The organism is Streptomyces sp. NPDC030814 (assembly GCF_055572155.1).
Genome location: NZ_JBVIDX010000009.1, coordinates 231402 through 248517, shown reverse-complemented (window position 1 = coordinate 248517; position 17116 = coordinate 231402). Strand labels below are relative to the sequence as shown.

Below are 17116 nucleotides of genomic sequence, written 5' to 3'. Positions count from 1 at the left end.
GCATCCGTGGTGCCGGCCGGCCGCCGATCGCGGGGGGCGGCCGTCGGCAAATCCCGCGCCCCGAGCGCATGTCCCTGTTAGCTTCCCCGGGGTGTTCTCCCTCCTTGAGCCCGCGTTCTTCACCCGCCTGCATGACGCCCGGCGTGTCCTCGTCGCCGGTGCCGGTGGCGGTTTCGACGTCTACGCCGGCCTGCCGCTGGCCCTCGCCCTGCGCTCGGCGGGCAAGCAGGTCCACCTCGCCAACCTCTCCTTCGCCGATCTGTACGGCCTCGATCTGGACGTCTGGGTGGAGCAGGACGTCGCCGCCATCGGCCCGGACACCGTCTCCCGCGGGGACTACTTCCCCGAGCGCACCCTCGCCCGGTGGCTCGACCTGCACGGGATGCCCGCGACGGTCCACGCCCTGTCCCGTACGGGCGTCGCACCGCTCAGGGACGCCTACCGCGCGCTGCTGGACCACCTCGGCGGCGTGGACGCGATCGTGCTGGTGGACGGTGGCACGGACATCCTGATGCGCGGGGACGAACACGGGCTCGGGACGCCGGAGGAGGACATGGCGAGTCTGGGCGCGGTGGCAGGACTGGACGAGGTCCCGGACCGGCTGGTGGCCTGCCTCGGCTTCGGAGTGGACGCCTATCACGGGGTCAGCCACGCGCTGGTCCTGGAGAACCTGGCGGCGCTGGACCGGGACGGCGCCTACCTGGGCGCGTTCTCGCTGCCGCGCGACAGCACTGAGGGAGCCCTGTACCTGGACGCGGTGGCCCACGCGCAGCGGTGCACGCCCGAGTATCCGAGCATCGTCAACGGTTCCGTGGCGGCGGCCGTGCGCGGGGACTTCGGGGACGTCCGGTTCACCGAGCGGACCCGCGGCAGCGAACTGTTCGTCAATCCGCTGATGGCCCTGTACTTCTGCGTGGACGCGGTGGGTCTCGCCCGCCGCAACCTCTATCTCGACCGGCTGGAGAAGACCGTCCTCACCCGGCAGATCAGCTCGGTCATCGAGCAGTTCCGGGACGAGCTGCCCCGACAGCGCCGTCCGCGTGCCTTCCCGCACTGAGCAGGGGGGACGGATGACAGACTGACCGCATGGAAGAACGCGCATTCGGTAGGTCGGGTCAGCACGCGTCCGTGGTCGGGCTCGGCACATGGCAGCTGGGCGCCGACTGGGGAGACGTCGACGACAAGGAAGCCCTGACGGTGCTGGAGGCGGCGGCCGAGGCGGGGGTGACCTTCTTCGACACCGCCGACGTCTACGGCGACGGGCGAAGCGAGCAGACCATCGCCACGTTCCTGCGGAGCCGGCAGGACCTCCATGTGTTCGTCGCGACGAAGATGGGCCGTCGCGTCGCCCAGATCCCCGAGAACTACGTCCTCGACAACTTTCGGGCCTGGAACGACCGCTCCCGCCGCAACCTCGGCGTGGACCGTCTCGATCTGGTGCAGCTGCACTGCCCGCCCACGCCCGTCTACTCCTCCGACGAGGTGTTCGACGCGCTCGACACCCTCGTCGAGGAGGAGCGCATCGCCGCGTACGGCGTCAGTGTGGAGACCTGCGCGGAGGCGCTGACGGCGATCGCCCGGCCGAACGTGGCGAGCGTGCAGATCATCCTCAACCCGTTCCGGATGAAGCCGCTTCTGGAGGTCCTTCCGGCGGCCGAGCGGGCGGGCGTCGCGATCATCGCCCGGGTGCCGCTGGCCTCGGGGCTGCTGTCGGGCAAGTACACCAAGGACACGGTCTTCGCCGAGAACGACCACCGCACGTACAACCGGCACGGCGAGTCCTTCGACCAGGGCGAGACCTTCTCGGGTGTCGACTACGAGACGGGGGTCGAGGCCGCGGTGGAGTTCGCCGGGCTGGCGCCCGAGGGCTTCACCCCGGCCCAGCTGGCGCTCCGCTGGATCATCCAGCTGCCGGGTGTCACCACCGTGATCCCGGGCGCCCGCACGCCTGAGCAGGCGCGGGCCAACGCGGCCGCGGCCGCGCTGCCGGCGCTCTCCGACGAGACGCTCACCGCGATTCGAGACCTGTACGACCGGCGCATCAAGGACCAGGTCGAGGGTCGCTGGTAGGTCCGACCACCCGGCGCCGCGGCCGGTCGCGCTGGCGCTCGGGAGGCAGCGCTCTCGCCGCCTCCCGAGCGTCGTACCGCGATGGTGCGGCGTCCTGCGGGCGGAGGTCAGATGCGTCCGCCGGTGAGCCGGGTCAGCGGGCCGTGCACATGACGCTCCGACCGGCGTCCGGCCAGGTAGGAGGCGGCGGTCAGCGCGGTCAGCCCCGCGCCCACGCCCGCGGCGACGAACTTGCGGTGCGCGAGGACGGTCACCGCCGTCCTGGCGGTGGCGGCGACCTGACCGGAGGCCTGGACGACCGCCTGGCGGCCCGCCTCGACACCCTTGACCGCGCTGTGCATGGCGCTGTTCGCGGTGTCGGCCGCACGTCCGGCCCCGTTCTTGGCGGTTGACGCGGCGTCATCCGCCTTGGCGGCGGCCTTCTTGGCGGTCCCGGTGGCCGGGGCGGTCGCCTTGTCGGCGGTCCGGCGCGTCTTGGCGGCGGCCGTCTCGGCGGACGAAGTGCTCTCGTTGGTGTCGTTGTTGGTTCGGCTCATGGAGTCCGCGTTGCCGTTCACCGCGCGGGCAAACACATCGCGTCCACATCCATGGCCGACGCCTTGGTCGAGTACCGCCCTGCCGACCGCCGGCACGCCCCCATGCCATAAGATCAGCTTATGAGGTCATAGACCCGACCCGCGTACCAGGTAAGGGTTGCCTTAGTTTAGGGTTGCCGTCGAGTCGCTTGTCTCCGCTCGAAGGGAACCTCACCATGCCCCGCCCTCTGCGGGTAGCCATAGTCGGAGCCGGCCCGGCCGGTATCTACGCCGCCGACGCGCTGCTGAAGTCCGACGTTGCCACCGAACCCGGTGTCTCCATCGACCTCTTCGAGCGGATGCCCGCCCCGTTCGGACTGATCCGCTACGGCGTGGCCCCCGACCACCCCCGCATCAAGGGCATCATCACCGCCCTGCACCAGGTGCTCGACAAGCCGCAGATCCGCCTCTTCGGCAACGTCGACTACCCGTCGGACATCAACCTCGACGACCTGCGTGCCTTCTACGACGCCGTGATCTTCTCCACGGGCGCCACGGCCGACCGGGCGCTCGACATCCCCGGCATCGACCTCGACGGCTCGTACGGCGCGGCCGACTTCGTCTCCTGGTACGACGGCCACCCGGACGTCCCGCGCACCTGGCCGCTGGAGGCCGAGAAGGTCGCCGTCCTCGGTGTCGGGAACGTCGCGCTCGACGTGGCCCGTGTCCTCGCCAAGACGGCCGACGAACTGCTGCCGACGGAGATCCCGCCGAACGTCTACGACGGCCTGAAGGCCAACAAGGCGCTGGAGATCCACGTCTTCGGCCGCCGCGGCCCGGCGCAGGCGAAGTTCTCCCCGATGGAGCTGCGGGAGCTGGACCACTCCCCCACCATCGAGGTCATCGTCGACCCCGAGGACATCGACTACGACGAGGGCTCCATCGCGACCCGGCGCGGCAACAAGCAGGCCGACATGGTCGCCAAGACCCTGGAGAACTGGGCGATCCGCGACATCGGCGAGCGCCCGCACAAGCTGTTCCTGCACTTCTTCGAGTCGCCGACCGAGATCCTCGGCGAGGACGGCAAGGTCGTCGGCCTGCGCACCGAACGCACCGCCCTCGACGGCACCGGCAACGTCAAGGGCACCGGTGAGTTCAAGGACTGGGACGTCACCGCGGTCTACCGGGCGGTCGGTTACCTCTCGGACAAGCTGCCCAAGCTGCCCTGGGACCTCGAGTCGGGCACCGTCCCGGACGAGGGCGGCCGGGTCCTCCAGGAGACCGGCGAGCACCTTCAGTCGACGTACGTCACGGGCTGGATCCGGCGTGGCCCCGTCGGCCTCATCGGACACACCAAGGGCGACGCCAACGAGACGGTCTCCAACCTGCTGGACGACTTCGCGAACGGCCGTCTGCACGAGCCCTCCGCCCCGGCACCCGAGGCCGTGGACGCCTTCCTCGCGGAGCGCGAGGTGCGCTTCACGACGTGGGAGGGCTGGTACAGGCTCGATGCCGCCGAGAAGGCGCTGGGCGAGCCGCAGGGCCGCGAACGCGTGAAGATCGTCGAGCGCGAGGACATGCTGCGGGCGAGCGGCGCGTAAGGCTCCGCCGGGAAGCCTCAGGGGGACTGCCGACCGTGGTCGGCCTGCGTGTCGTTCGTGGCCGGTCGCGCAGTTCCCCGCGCTCCCAGGAGCAGTCGCCGGCCCTCGGCGAAAAAGGGTGCGCGGCTGTGACAGGGGGTGTCTAGGCTTCTGCGTCGTGGACGACATGACGGACGACCTGCGGATCCGGCCGGGCGCCCGCACCGACGCGCCGGCCGTGCTGGACATGCTCGACGGGGCCGTGGCCTGGATGAACGCCCGGGGCAACACCGAGCAGTGGGGCACGATCCCGTATTCGCGGCGGCCCGACGGGACGGAGCGGATCGAGCGGTACATGACGGAGAACGCCCCGCACATCGCCGAGCGGGACGGCACACCCGTCGGTGCTCTGGTCCTGGACTCCGGACCGAGCCCGCACATGCCGATCCCGCCGGCCGACGAGCCCGAGATGTACGTGCGGCTGCTGGTCTCCGACCGGCGCCAGGCCGGACGGGGCATCGGGGCGGCCCTGCTCGCCCACGCCGTGGAGGAGACCCGGCGGGCCGGTGTGGAACTGCTGCGGGTCGACTGCTGGGCGGGCGGCGGGGGCGAACTCGTCGCGTTCTACGAGCGCAACGGCTTCACACGCACCGAACGCTTCCTGTCCGGAACCTGGCCGGGACAGGTACTGGCCCGGCGGGTCCGCTGACCGGCCCAGCGGAGGCATAAGCTCGGAAGATGGCCAAGTACATCGACGTGCACCCCGACAACCCCCAGCCGCGCGCCATCGGTCAGGTGGCCGACATCATCCGTCTGAACGGGCTCATCGTCTATCCGACGGACTCGTGTTTCGCGCTGGGCTGCCAGTTGGGCAGTCGTGACGGGATCGAGCGGATCCGTACGATCCGCCGGCTCGACGACCGCCACCACTTCACCCTCGTGTGCCAGAACTTCGCGCAGTTGGGCCAGTTCGTGCACGTCGACAACGACGTGTTCCGCGCCGTCAAGGCGTCGACGCCCGGCAGCTACACGTTCATCCTTCCCGCCACCCGGGAGGTGCCGCGCAAGCTGCTCCACCCGAAGAAGCGAACCGTCGGGGTGCGCATCCCCGACCACAAGGCGGCCCAGGCCCTGCTCGCGGAGCTGGGTGAGCCGCTGGTCTCCAGCACCCTGCTGCTCCCCGACGAGGAGGAGCCGCTGACGCAGGGCTGGGAGATCAAGGAGCGGCTCGACCACCAGGTCGACGCCGTGGTGGACTCCGGTGACTGCGGCACGGAGCCCACGACCGTGATCGATTTCTCCAGCGGCGAGGCCGAGATCATCCGCAAGGGGGCGGGCGACACCTCACGGTTCGAGTGACCGGGGCGTACGTCCTGCGCCGCGCCGCCAGAGCTCAGGTCTGGCGCAGCGGCTCGTACTCCTCGGCGCCGAGCCCGAACGTCCAGGCCACTCCCTCGCGGGCCGTGCGCGTCGTGGGCGGCACCCGGAGCCAGTAGGTACGGCTCGTGCCGTCGGGCTCCGGGGTGGAGTTGACGACCTCCACCATCACCACGTCCTCGTCGCCGGGCAGTTCCACGCGCCAGAGCACACCCGTCTCGTCCCGGTTCACCGGCTTGGCCCCGGACTCCTCCAGGTAGCGGTCGTAGCCGTAGTGCTCCAGCATGACGCGGCGCAGCTCGGCGTTCTCCTCCTCGCGGATCCGCGCCGGCGTCAGCGCGGTGAGGGAGTCGAGGAACTCGCCGGGCACCGGCAGGCCGCGCCAGGCGTGCAGGGCGAAGCCGTCGGAGTAGGCGAGGGCGGGGCCGTCGCCGCGGTCCAGCCGGCCCGCCTCGTCCCGGTGCAGTTCGGTGGGGCGCTCGGTGACGACCGCGACGTTCTCGTACGGCCACCACCAGCCCGCCGTACGGGCGACCTCGGCGAGTCCGTCGAGGCCGGGGCCGGGCGCAGTGCCGGGGCCGGGCGCAGTGCCGGGGCCGGTCACGGACTCGGTGCTCGTGCCGGTGACGGGCGAACCCCCCGTGCCGGTGGTCTCGTCGAAGGCGGAGAGCCAGGCCGCGTCGTGCTGTCCGAGGACCGCGTCCAGCAGGAGGAGCCGGATGCGGGTCTCCTCCTTGCGGTCGTCCGGGGCCAGTGCCTCGACGACGCCGGTGCGGACACGGTCGACGAGCGGGCGGGTGGTCTCCCAAAGGTCCGCGCCGGCCGCACGCCAGTGGTCGCTCCAGCCCGCCGGGCCCAGACGGGTGTGCAGCATGTCGCGCGCGGCGGCGACCGGACGGTTGCGGACGGCGTCACGGACGCTCGCCCCGGTGCCGGTCAGCGCCTCGCCGCCCTCGGCCGGTGTTCCCGACAACAGCCGCACCGCCTCCAGCGGCGAGCGGGCCCACACGATCCGCCGGGGCTCCGGCAGTCCTGCCCGCCGGTAGGCGAGCCGTACGCCCGCCTCGGTCCGTGCCTTGTCGCCCGGTCCCGTGGCCGCCGCCACCGTCCGCCAACTCGTCCGCTCCGCCACGCCGTTCCTCCTGGATGTCACGATCTCGTCGTCCTGTCCTCCGGCAGCCGTGTGCCGGGGCTGCCGTATCCCAGCTGTTCAGTCCGCGACGATCCGCACCGAACCCGGCACGTACTCGCGCTGGCGTACGACCCGGTACCAGCCCTTCGGCAGGGAGATGGGCGCGTGCTCCTCGTGGACGACACGGGCGCCCTCCGGCACGTGCAGCAGCATCGGTCCGAAGGCGTTCGTCTCGCGGATCAGGCGGCCGGGTCCGACGACGGCGTGGGCGTGTCCGGTGACCTCGCCGAGGGCGAGGACGAGCCGGCCCCGTCCGTCGCGCGGTTCCGACGCGGCGTCACGCGCCGTGTCGGGCACGGCGGTCTCCGCGATCGGCACGATGAGGACGTCTCCTTGCCGGTACATGGGTCTCCCTCCCGTCGGGGCACTCGCTGTGCTCCGGATGGAAAGGACCGTAGAGGCAGCCACTGACAATCGCCCCGTACGCGGGGCCCCTTGAGCCCCTGTTCACGGTGCCGGTCAGGTGCCGGTCCACAAGCAACGGGGTCCGCTGTCCGCGTTGTCAGAGGGACTTGGTAGAACTCCCCTACCCGACGGCGCCGTGTGCGCACCGGGGAGCAACGGGGGGATCCGCGCACGGGCTCGGATCCTGCCCACCGACATGGAACGAAGGGGCGGGGACACATGACCATCGGAAGCCACTTGCGGGAGTTCCACGACCTGCCCGTCGTCCAGTTCCCCGACTCGGTGAAGGGACCGGAGGACGCCGGTGAGCTGCCCGCTCCGGGAGAGGTGGCCTGGTCCGTCGCCGTCGACGCGTACGACAGCGAAGAGGCGTGGGAGGACGCGTTCGCGCGGTTCCTCGCCGCGGTCGACACCACGAGGGTGCGGGCACTGGTCGTGGGCGCGTGGAGCGAGGCGTACGACAGCGGGCCCGAGACAGTGATCGAGACCCTGGTGGCGGCGAAGGACCGGCTGCCCGCGCTGCGCGCGCTGTTCCTCGGGGACATCGTGATGGAGGAGTGCGAGATCTCCTGGATCAACCAGGGCGACGTCAGCCCGCTGCTCGCGGCCTTCACGGAGCTGGAGGAGTTCGGTGTGCGCGGTGGGCAGGGGCTCGTGTTCCCGGCACTGCGTCACGAGCGGCTGCGGAAGCTGACCGTCGAGACGGGCGGGATGCCCGTCGAGGCGGTGCGGGGCGTGGCGGCGAGCGATCTGCCGGCCCTCGTCCACCTCGACCTGTGGCTCGGCACGTCCGAGTACGGCGGTGACTGTGAGGTGGCCGACCTGGCGCCGATCCTGGCGGGCACCCGGCTGCCCGCCCTGAAGCATCTGGCGCTGCGCAACAGCGAGATTCAGGACGACATCTGCACGGCGCTGGCCTCCGCCCCGGTGGTGGCCCGCCTCGACGTCCTCGACGTGTCGATGGGCGTCCTCACCGACGACGGCGCGACCGCGCTGCTCACCGGGCAGCCGCTGACCCACCTCACCACGCTGGACCTGCACCACAACTACCTCAGCTCGGCGATCCGCGACCGTCTCCGGGACTCCCTGGAGGCCGAGGGCGTCCAGGTCGACGTCGACCCGGACGACGCGGACTCGGACGAGGACGACGACGGCACGGTCTGGCGCTTCGTCGCGGTCGGCGAGTAACGGCGCGCGGCACAGGGTTTCGGGGGGTTCGAGGTGAGGGGTGTCGGTGTGTCCGGTCGGACCGGTGCGGGTGCGGACCCGTTCAGGTGGGCGGTCGTCGGCAACGGCGAGAACCGCCGGGTGGGGCTGTTCGTCGCGGCGGCCCAGGCCGCCGGCGTGGGGACACCGCGGGTCGTCGAGTGGCGGGACGTCCTGCGCGACGGCGGCCACGAGTTCGCCGACGACGAGGTGGTGCGTCTGGACTCGCCCGGCGAGAACGCCGCGGTGGACCGGCTGCTGCGGGACGTCGACGATCCGACGCGCGTGGAGGGCTCGGCCACCTGGTACAAGCGCTTCCTGGACGCGGTCGGGTCGTTGCGGGGCGGGGTCCGGCTGGACGATCCGGCGGAGCTGGCGGTGCTGTTCGACAAACGGCTGTGCCACGCCCGGCTCGACGCGGCGGGCGTCCCGGTGCCGCCCTCGCCCACCTCGGGCGCCGCGACGACGGTGCGCGGCTGGGACGACGTACGGGCGATGATGCGGGAGCACGGGATGCCGCGTGTCTTCGTGAAACCGGCGCACGGTTCCTCCGCATCGGGTGTGCTGGCCGTCGAGTCGGCGGCGGGCGGCCGGGTCAGGGCCACCACCTCGGTGGAGGTCGCGGCGGACGGCCGGCTGCGCACCCCGCTCCGGCTGCACAACTCGCTGCGGGTGCGCCGGTACACCGACGAGCGGGAGATCGCCGGGATCGTCGATGCTCTCGCGCCCGACGGTCTGCACATCGAACGCTGGCTGCCGAAGGCGTCCGCCCAGGGCAGGTCCGCCGATCTGCGTGTGGTGGTCGTGGCGGGCCGGGCCACCCACGCCGTGGTCCGCACCAGCCGCTTCCCCCTGACCAACCTCCATCTCGGCGGCGCGCGGGGCGATCTGACGTCGGTCGTCGACGCGGCGGGCGACCGCTGGCGCCAGGCCCTCGACATCTGTGAGCGGGCGGCGGCCTGCTTCCCGGGCACACTGAGCGTCGGGGTGGATCTGCTCCCGGCGATCGGCTGGCGCCGGTTCGCCGTCGGAGAGGTCAACGCCTTCGGCGATCTGCTGCCCCGGCTGACCGGCCTGCCGGGCGGACCGGCGGAGGGAGAGGACACCTACACGGCGCAGATCGCGGCCGTACGGGACCGGCTGCCGCCGGCATTCTCGCACCACCCCCAGCCAAGGAACGACCATGCGCCCTTCTGACACGGCCCCCCGGCTGCCCGGAGCCGAGGCCGCACGCGACCCGGGCCAAGCACCAGCCCAGGCACCCGCACCCGCACCCGCACCCGCACCCGCACCCGACATGAACGAGGTGGTGGGCCGGGACGACCTGCTGCTGCTCACCCTCGACACGCTCCGGTACGACGTGGCGGCGGAGCTGGCGGCGGCCGGCCGGCTCCCGAACCTGGCGGCCCGTCTGCCCGGCGGCGTCTGGGAGAAGCGGCACGCGCCCGGCAGCTTCACCTACGCCTCGCACCAGGCAATGTTCGCGGGCTTCCTGCCGACCCCGGCGGCACCGGGGCCGCACCCCCGGCTGTTCGCGAGCCGGTTCGCCGGCAGTGAGACGACCGCGGGCCGCACCTTCGTGTTCGACAGCCCCGACCTGGTGTCGGCGCTCGCCGAGCGCGGCTATCGCACGGTGTGCGTCGGTGGTGTCGGGTTCTTCAACAAGCAGGGGGCGCTCGGCAGCGTCCTGCCGGGCATGTTCCAGGAGAGCCACTGGGAGCCGGAGTTCTCCGTCGCGTCCCCCACCTCCTTCGAGTCCCAGGTGGCCCGTGCCGAGGAGGTGGTGGCAGGGCTGCCCGCCGAGCAGCGGCTGTTCCTGTTCCTCAACGCCTCGGCGCTGCACCAGCCGAACTGGTTCCATCTGCCGGGCGCCACCCGTGAGGCGGGCGACAGCCTGGCCACGCACGCGGCGGCCCTGGAGTACGTCGACCGGCACATCGGGCGGCTCTTCGCCGCGATGAGTTCGCGCCGCCGCTGCTTCGCCGTCGTCTGCTCCGACCACGGGACGACCTACGGCGACGACGGCTACACCGGGCACCGCCTGGGCCACGAGGCCGTGTGGACCGTCCCCTACAGCCACTTCTTCCTGGAGCCGTCCGCATGACCGTGACCGCGCCCCCCGTTCGCCCGTACCAGCACTACGTGTACGCCTATCCGCACAAGACGGCGTACAGGAGGCTCCCGGAGCGGCCGCGCCTTTCCGACCTGTGGGCGGGTGAGCCGAAGGCGGCCCTGTCGCTGTACGCGCACATACCGTTCTGCGAGGTCCGCTGCGGCTTCTGCAACCTGTTCACGCGGATCGGCGCTCCGGACGGGCTGACCGGACGCTACCTGGACGCCCTGGAGCGGCAGGCGATCGCCGTCCGGGACGCGCTCGGCGACACGGAGCCGGTGCGGTTCGCGAACGCCGCGTTCGGCGGTGGCACCCCGACCTATCTGGAGGCCGCGGAGCTGGAGCGGCTCTGCGACATCGCGGAGCGGCACATGGGCGCGGATCTGCGGGCGATCCCGCTGTCGGTCGAGGCGTCCCCCGCGACGGCGACGGCCGACCGGCTGTCCGTGCTGGCCGGGCGTGGCACGACGCGGCTGAGCCTCGGTGTGCAGAGCTTCGTCGAGGAGGAGGCGCGTGCGGCCGTACGACCGCAGCGGCGTGCCGCTGTGGAGGCGGCGCTGTCCCGTATCCGCGACGTCGGCATCCCGGTCCTCAACATCGATCTCATCTACGGCATCGACGGGCAGACGGCGGCCAGTTGGCGGCTCTCCCTGGACGCGGCCCTCGCCTGGCGGCCCGAGGAGATCTACCTCTACCCGCTGTACGTACGGCCGTTGACGGGTCTGGGCCGGCACGCCGACCCCGAGTCGGCGGACCGCGCCTGGGACGCCGCACGGCTGCGCCGCTACCGCGAGGGCCGTGACCATCTGCTCGCCCGGGGCTATGAGCAGGTCTCCATGCGGATGTTCCGCCGCGCGGACGCGCCGCCGCAGGGCCCGGACGACTACGCCTGCCAGACCGACGGCATGATCGGCCTGGGCTGCGGCGCCCGTTCGTACACGTCGAGGCTGCACTACTCCTTCGACTACGCGGTGGCGATGCGGGAGATCCGGGGCATCATCGACGACTACACCGCCACCGAGGACTTCGGGCGGGCCGTGCACGGCCGTGAGGTCGACGAGGACGAAGCGCGGCGCCGTCATCTGCTGCAGTCGCTGCTCCAGGCGCAGGGCCTGCCGGTGGCCGACTACCGGCGGCGGTTCGGTGCCGATCCCTACGACGACTTCCCGGCGGAACTGGAGCGGCTGGCCTCGCGCGGCTGGCTGGCGGACACGGGCGGGGCCGTTCTCAAGCTGTCCGACGAGGGGCTGGCCCACTCGGACGCCATCGGTCCCGGCTTCTTCTCCCCGGCCGTACGGGCCGCGATGGCCGACTACGAGCTGAAGTGACGGCCGCCATGGACCTGACCCTGCTGTACCGCGGGCCGCTCGCCTCGTGCGACTACGACTGCCCCTACTGCCCGTTCGCCAAGCGCCGCGACTCGACGGCACAGTTGCGGGCCGACCGCGCGGCGCTGGACCGGTTCACCGGCTGGGCGCGGGCACAGACCGACGACCGGCTCTCGCTGCTCTTCACCCCGTGGGGTGAGGGGCTGACGCGGTCGTGGTACCGGCGGGCGCTGGTCGAGCTGTCGCACGAGCCGCACATCGACCGGGTGGCGATCCAGACGAACCTCAGCTGCCGCACGGAGTGGCTGACGGAGGCCGACCGGGACACGGTGGCTCTGTGGTGCACGTACCACCCTGGCCAGACCCCGTACGACCGGTTCCTCGGCAAGACCCGACGGCTCGCCGCGACAGGGATCCGCTTCAGTGTGGGAATCGTGGGCCTGCCGGAACATCTGGAGCACGCCGGCCGGCTGCGCGCGGAGCTGCCGGCGGAGGTGTACCTGTGGGTGAACGCCGCCGAGGGCCACACCTACACCGACGAGGAGGCGGCCCTGTGGACCGCCTTGGACCCGCTGTTCCCGTTCAGCCGCCATCCGCACCGGTCGGCGGGCCGCGCGTGCCGTACCGGCTCGACGGTGGTGTCCGTCGACGGTGACGGGACCGTCAGGCGGTGCCATTTCGTCCGGGACGAACTCGGCAACCTCTACGACGGCTCCTTCCGTACGGCCCTCGCGCCCCGCGTCTGCCCGCTGGCCGTCTGCGACTGCCACATCGGCTACGTCCACCTGGAGACCCTGCCGCTGTACGACGTGTTCGCGGGAGGCGTCCTCGAACGGATACCGACCGCCGAGGCCCGTCTCGGGATGCGGTAGCGCAGGAGAGCGCTCCGCTCCCCTCACACCCGCCAGCTGTACCGGCGCTCCGGGCGCCCCGCCACGCCGTAGCGGAGGGAGACGTCCGCGGCGCCGTTGGCGTGGAAGTACTCCAGGTAGCGGCGGGCGCTGACGCGGGAGATGCCGGCGAGGGTCGCGCACTCGGTGGCGGACAGGGTGCCGTCGGCGGACCGGAGGGTGCGTTCGATGAGGTCGGCGGTCTCGACGCTCATGCCCTTGGGCAGGGCGCCGGCCGCCGAGGCCTGCGGCGCCGACGCCCCCGCGAGGACCCGGTCCACATCGGCCTGGCTCTGCACGACCGCGGTGAGCAGCCGGCCCCGCTGGGCGGCGTAGCGCTGCAGCCGGGAGCGCAGTTCCTCGAACTCGAACGGCTTGAGGAGGTAGTCGACGACGCCGTGGCGGACCGCGCCGCGCACCGTGTCGGCCTCCCGCGCGGCGCTGATGACCATGACGTCGCAGTCGTGGCCGGCCGTGCGCAACCGGGGTATGACATCGAGGCCGAAGACGTCGGGCAGGTACAGGTCGAGCAGGACGAGGTCGGGGCGCAGTTCGTCGACCGCGGCGGCCGCCTGCTCCCCGGTACTGGCGACCCCGACGACCCGGAACGGCTCGACCCGCTCGACGAAGGTGCGGTGGACTCTGGCCACCATGAAGTCGTCGTCGACGACGAGCACATCGATCGTGGGCGGCCCAGGGCTCATGGTGTCGCTCCTTCCGCCACCGCGTCGGTGAGGTGGCTGACGGTCATGCGGGCGGTGAACATCGCCCCGTCGGGGGTGTTGGTCACCGAGATCTCGCCGCCGTGGCGTTCGCAGACCAGGCGGGTGAGGGCGAGGCCGATGCCGCGTTCGCCCTCCTGGGCGGCCTTGGTGGTGAAACCGTGGGAGAACACCTCACGGGCGAGTTCGGGGGCGACGCCGGGGCCGGAGTCGCGTACGACGATCTCCACGCTGGAGGCGTCCTGGCGCAGTTCCACCTCGACCCAGGCCTCGCGGTCGCCGGGTTCGCCGGGGGCGGCAGCGGCGTCCACCGCGTTGTCGACGAGGTTGCCGACCACGGTGGCGACGTCGGCGGCGTCCTCCGGGGCGAGGCGGTCCAGCGCGGTGCTCTCGGAGATCCGCAGACTGACCTTGCGTTCGGCGGCGAGGGACGCCTTCGCCATGAGGAGCGCGGCGACCGCGGTGTCACGGACACGGCGGCTGAGGGTCATGTCGAGGGACTGCCGGTGACGGCTCAGCGCCCGGATGTAGCGGACCACTTCGTCCTGCTCGCCGATCTGGATCAGCCCCGAGATGGTGTGCAGCTGGTTGGCGAACTCGTGGGCCTGGGCGCGCAGCAGCTCCGAGGAGCTGCGGAAGGAGCCCATCTCCCGTTCCAGCCTGGCGAGTTCGGTGCGGTCCCGCAGGGTGGTGACCGAGCCGAGGTGGCGGCCGTCCTTGGTGACGGTCATCCGGTTCATGACGAGGACGCGGCCCCGGCGTATGACGACCTCGTCGCCCTTGCCGCCGGGGATCTCCTGCGCGCCCGTGAGCACGTCCCGCAGTCGCCCTTTGACGCCCAGCTCGCTCAGGCTCTTGCCGACGCAGTCCACGGGCAGGTCGAGCAGGCGCAGGCCCACCTCGTTGACGAGGGTGACCCGGTGCTGCGGGTCCAGGGCGACGATGCCCTCGGCGATGCCGTACAGCATGGCCTCGCGGTGTTCGGCGAGGCCGGCGATCTCGCGGGGCTCCAGGCCGAGGGTCTGGCGTTTGACACGGCGGGCGAGCAACCAGGAGCCGGCGACACCGAGGCCGCTGGCGACGCCCAGGTAGGCGAGGAGGTACGAGGAGGCGCCGCTGAGGCGCTGCCACACGGTCGGGGAGGCCTCGCCGACCATGACGGTGCCGAGGAGCCGGCCGAGGTTGTCGTCGGTGGCGCCGAGCACGGGCACCTGGGCGACCAGCTGACGGCTGTCGTCGAGGGTGAGCGAGCCGGACCAGCCGCGACCCCGGGCCGCGCCCTCGCCGAGCGGGAGCCGGTCGCCGATGACGGTGGGGTTGGTGGAGCTGACGATCCTGCCGTCGGCGTCGGCGACGGTGACCGAGGTGACGCCCGACTGGGTCTGGGTGGAGTTCACCAGGGGAGCCAGGGCCTCCTGGGGCAGGGCCCGGGCGAGCCCGTCGCGGACCAGGGGGTTGGCGGCCAGCTGCTCGGCGAGGGCGGTGACGCGACGCCCCTCGACCCGGTTGAAGGTGGCCGCGGACTGGGTGAGCGAGACCCCGGCGACCGCCAGCAGCACCACGACCACGATGGCGAGCTGGAGGACCAGCATCTCGCCCGCGAGGGTATGGCGGCGGAACTCGGCGACCACGACGGACTCATCTCTGGTGCGGAAGCGACGCCGGGGGCTCGGACGTCGGCTCGTGCGGTGGGTCGCACAATGATGGCGCTCGTGGGGGGTCAGGAGAAGAGAGGTGGGAGGAGAGTGCCCATAAGGTGACAGAGGCCGTGACCACAAAGACCACAACCTCCCTTGCCTTCGCAACCGGTACACGTTCCTTGATGCTGGGCACGCTGTGTCCCGGGTCACTTTCCTTCCTCGACGTACACGACTGGTGGTGACAACTCGTGCGCCTGCGCACCCCTCGGGGGCGGCACGCCCTCGCTCTGTTCGGCGCCGCCGTGCTCGTCTTCGTGGGGCCGCCGCTGCTGACGACCGGCAGCGGCGGCGACACGGGCACGCAGATACCGGGCCTGCGCTTCATGGTGCCGAACACGCCGGGCGGCGGTTACGACATCACGGCCCGCACGGCCGCGAAGAACGCCGAGGACGCCGGGCTCACGCACGGCATCGAGGTGTTCAACCTGCCCGGCGCGGGCGGCACGGTCGGGCTGAGCCGGCTGGTCAGCGAGCACGGCAACGGCAGGCTCGCGATGTCGATGGGCCTCGGCGTCGTCGGTGCCGTCCGCTCCAACGACGCGCCCAAGACCCTCGCGGACACCACGCCGATCGCGCGGCTCACCGAGGAGCAGGACGTCGTGGTCGTCGCCAAGGACTCGCCGTACCGGACCATCGACGATCTCATCGGCGCCTGGAAGGAGAACCCCGGCAAGCTCCCGGTGGGCGGTGGCTCGGCGCCGGGCGGGCCGGACCATCTGGCGCCGATGCTGATGGCCCGGGCGGCCGGGATCGCGCCGAAGGACGTCAACTACATCCCCTTCGACGGCGGCGGTGAGCTGCTCGCCTCGATCCTCGGCGACAAGGTCGCCTTCGGGGTGTCGGGGGTCGGCGAGTACCTGGACCAGATCAGGGCGGGCGAACTGCGGCCGCTCGCGGTCACCGGCCCCGAGCGCGTGGCCGGACTGGACGCGCCGACGCTCCGGGAGGCGGGCTACGACGTGAACTTCACCAACTGGCGCGGCATCGTCGCCCCGCCCGGTCTCACCGACGCCGAGCGGGACAAGCTGACCCGGCTGGTCGAAGAACTGCACGACTCCCCGGAGTGGCGGCAGTCCCTGAAACAGAACGGCTGGGACGACGCCTTCCTCACCGGCGACGAGTTCGGTGACTTCCTGGACGCCCAGGACGAACGCGTGGTGTCGGTGCTGAAGGAGCTGGGACTGTGACGACGCGCCCCACCGGCACTCCCCCGGCACCCGCGGCCGGGCGCCGGTCGTGGCTGCGGGACCGCTCCTACAGTAGTGCTGCGACCGGAAAGGTTTGCCGGACAGCTCGCGGCGTCCGGTGCAGTGCATCGCAAGGCGGAGTATCACCCGCGTACTCCGCCCACACGACGGGGCGGCCGGGCTCAGCCCGCGCCCCGCTCCGCCTCCTCGTGCAGGAACGCGCTGATCTGACCGGCGAGGCTTTCCCGGACGGTGCCGCAGGCCGGGTCGTGGAGCTCCTCGGCGACGCCGATGCCGCCGGACCACAGATAGCGCTCGGTCCACTCCTCGTCGGCCCGGAGCTGGACCTGGATGTCGAGCTGGATGAGCTGGGCCTCGGGCGCGGCGGCGTACAGGACGGCCGTGGCGCGGCGCAGCGGGTAGAGGTCAAAGCCCTCGATGAACTTGGAGTTGCGCCAGTCCAGGAAGGCGCTCTCACCTTCGGGGCCGGTGCGGATGTCGAGCTGCCCGTCCTCCAGGTGGAGGCCGACGTGGCCGGTGCCGCGGTTCTCCACGGTCACCCGGAACCGGAAGTACGTCAGTCCCTCGGCGGCGTCGTCGCCGCCTCGCGGCGGTTGTGCGGGTTCCAGGCCGTGGACGCGCACACGCAGGCCGGCCAGGTCGCCGTCGTACTCCTGCCAGTCCCCGATCACGTTGGGCTCGCGCACCGTCCACCTCTCCACGTCGGCGGGACAACTCCCGCGCTCGCGCGCACCACAGTGCCACACCTGCCGGGCGTCCGAAGTCGGGGCATAACCGCCGGTCAGAGGTGATCAAGCCGTGTGCAGCGAC

17 protein-coding genes are annotated in these 17116 nt (G+C 71.9%); 11 read left to right on the top strand and 6 right to left on the bottom strand.

Annotated elements, in window-relative coordinates:
* Positions 1 to 91: 91 nt before the first annotated feature.
* Together ACZ43N_RS21180 and ACZ43N_RS21175 are read left to right on the top strand one after the other, a co-directional pair.
* Positions 92 to 1057, top strand: a complete 966-nt coding sequence (locus ACZ43N_RS21180) for a DUF1152 domain-containing protein (protein ID WP_468099361.1) — start codon at positions 92 to 94, stop codon at positions 1055 to 1057.
* Between the two features lie 29 nt (positions 1058 to 1086).
* A complete protein-coding gene (locus tag ACZ43N_RS21175; RefSeq protein WP_468099360.1) occupies positions 1087 to 2070 on the top strand; it encodes an aldo/keto reductase in 984 nt (327 codons plus the stop codon).
* A gap of 107 nt (positions 2071 to 2177) precedes the next feature.
* On the opposite strand, the gene ACZ43N_RS21170 is transcribed toward ACZ43N_RS21175, so the two are convergent.
* Positions 2178 to 2606 (bottom strand): hypothetical protein, encoded by a 429-nt coding sequence (locus ACZ43N_RS21170; protein ID WP_468099358.1) that lies wholly within the window; start codon positions 2604 to 2606, stop codon positions 2178 to 2180.
* A gap of 215 nt (positions 2607 to 2821) precedes the next feature.
* On the opposite strand from ACZ43N_RS21170, the gene ACZ43N_RS21165 reads away from it, so the two are divergent.
* From ACZ43N_RS21165 to ACZ43N_RS21155, 3 genes are all read left to right on the top strand, one after another.
* Positions 2822 to 4186 (top strand): FAD-dependent oxidoreductase, encoded by a 1365-nt coding sequence (locus ACZ43N_RS21165; protein ID WP_468099356.1) that lies wholly within the window; start codon positions 2822 to 2824, stop codon positions 4184 to 4186.
* 166 nt (positions 4187 to 4352) lie between these two features.
* Positions 4353 to 4874 carry a GNAT family N-acetyltransferase gene (locus tag ACZ43N_RS21160; protein WP_468099487.1) on the top strand — a complete coding sequence of 174 codons (522 nt, stop codon included), beginning with the start codon at positions 4353 to 4355 and terminating at the stop codon, positions 4872 to 4874.
* A 29-nt stretch (positions 4875 to 4903) separates the two neighbouring features.
* Positions 4904 to 5524 (top strand): L-threonylcarbamoyladenylate synthase, encoded by a 621-nt coding sequence (locus ACZ43N_RS21155; protein ID WP_468099354.1) that lies wholly within the window; start codon positions 4904 to 4906, stop codon positions 5522 to 5524.
* Between the two features lie 34 nt (positions 5525 to 5558).
* On the opposite strand, the gene ACZ43N_RS21150 is transcribed toward ACZ43N_RS21155, so the two are convergent.
* On the bottom strand, positions 5559 to 6674 hold the full coding sequence (locus ACZ43N_RS21150) for a DUF6745 domain-containing protein (RefSeq protein WP_468099353.1): 1116 nt from the start codon (positions 6672 to 6674) through the stop codon (positions 5559 to 5561).
* A 78-nt stretch (positions 6675 to 6752) separates the two neighbouring features.
* Positions 6753 to 7079 (bottom strand): hypothetical protein, encoded by a 327-nt coding sequence (locus ACZ43N_RS21145; RefSeq protein ID WP_468099351.1) that lies wholly within the window; start codon positions 7077 to 7079, stop codon positions 6753 to 6755.
* Between the two features lie 279 nt (positions 7080 to 7358).
* On the opposite strand from ACZ43N_RS21145, the gene ACZ43N_RS21140 reads away from it, so the two are divergent.
* The 5 genes from ACZ43N_RS21140 (at position 7359) to ACZ43N_RS21120 (ending at position 12658) form a co-directional block, all read left to right on the top strand.
* Positions 7359 to 8327: an STM4015 family protein gene (locus ACZ43N_RS21140; RefSeq protein WP_468099349.1), complete on the top strand. Its 969-nt coding sequence runs from the start codon at positions 7359 to 7361 to the stop codon at positions 8325 to 8327.
* A 48-nt stretch (positions 8328 to 8375) separates the two neighbouring features.
* Positions 8376 to 9542: an STM4014 family protein gene (locus ACZ43N_RS21135; protein ID WP_468099348.1), complete on the top strand. Its 1167-nt coding sequence runs from the start codon at positions 8376 to 8378 to the stop codon at positions 9540 to 9542.
* Positions 9543 to 9642: 100 nt separating this feature from the next.
* The gene (locus ACZ43N_RS21130; protein WP_468099485.1) at positions 9643 to 10449 is read left to right on the top strand and encodes an STM4013/SEN3800 family hydrolase; all 807 of its coding nucleotides are present in this window, start codon (positions 9643 to 9645) and stop codon (positions 10447 to 10449) included.
* Positions 10446 to 11786 carry an STM4012 family radical SAM protein gene (locus ACZ43N_RS21125; protein WP_468099346.1) on the top strand — a complete coding sequence of 447 codons (1341 nt, stop codon included), beginning with the start codon at positions 10446 to 10448 and terminating at the stop codon, positions 11784 to 11786. Before ACZ43N_RS21130 ends, ACZ43N_RS21125 begins: the two co-directional genes overlap by 4 nt.
* An 8-nt stretch (positions 11787 to 11794) precedes the next feature.
* Positions 11795 to 12658, top strand: coding sequence for an STM4011 family radical SAM protein (locus ACZ43N_RS21120; RefSeq protein ID WP_468099344.1), 864 nt, complete (start codon positions 11795 to 11797; stop codon positions 12656 to 12658).
* Positions 12659 to 12681: 23 nt separating this feature from the next.
* On the opposite strand, the gene ACZ43N_RS21115 is transcribed toward ACZ43N_RS21120, so the two are convergent.
* Both ACZ43N_RS21115 and ACZ43N_RS21110 read right to left on the bottom strand, forming a co-directional pair.
* A complete protein-coding gene (locus tag ACZ43N_RS21115) occupies positions 12682 to 13380 on the bottom strand; it encodes a response regulator (protein ID WP_468099343.1) in 699 nt (232 codons plus the stop codon).
* Positions 13377 to 15029, bottom strand: coding sequence for a sensor histidine kinase (locus ACZ43N_RS21110; RefSeq protein ID WP_468099342.1), 1653 nt, complete (start codon positions 15027 to 15029; stop codon positions 13377 to 13379). Before ACZ43N_RS21110 ends, ACZ43N_RS21115 begins: the two co-directional genes overlap by 4 nt.
* 257 nt (positions 15030 to 15286) lie before the next feature.
* Here ACZ43N_RS21110 and ACZ43N_RS21105 point away from each other — a divergent pair, with 257 nt between their 5' ends.
* Positions 15287 to 16285, top strand: a complete 999-nt coding sequence (locus ACZ43N_RS21105; RefSeq protein WP_468099340.1) for a Bug family tripartite tricarboxylate transporter substrate binding protein — start codon at positions 15287 to 15289, stop codon at positions 16283 to 16285.
* A 182-nt stretch (positions 16286 to 16467) separates the two neighbouring features.
* Here ACZ43N_RS21105 and ACZ43N_RS21100 read toward each other — a convergent pair whose 3' ends face one another.
* Positions 16468 to 16992 carry a hypothetical protein gene (locus ACZ43N_RS21100; protein ID WP_468099339.1) on the bottom strand — a complete coding sequence of 175 codons (525 nt, stop codon included), beginning with the start codon at positions 16990 to 16992 and terminating at the stop codon, positions 16468 to 16470.
* Between the last annotated feature and the right edge of the window lie 124 nt (positions 16993 to 17116).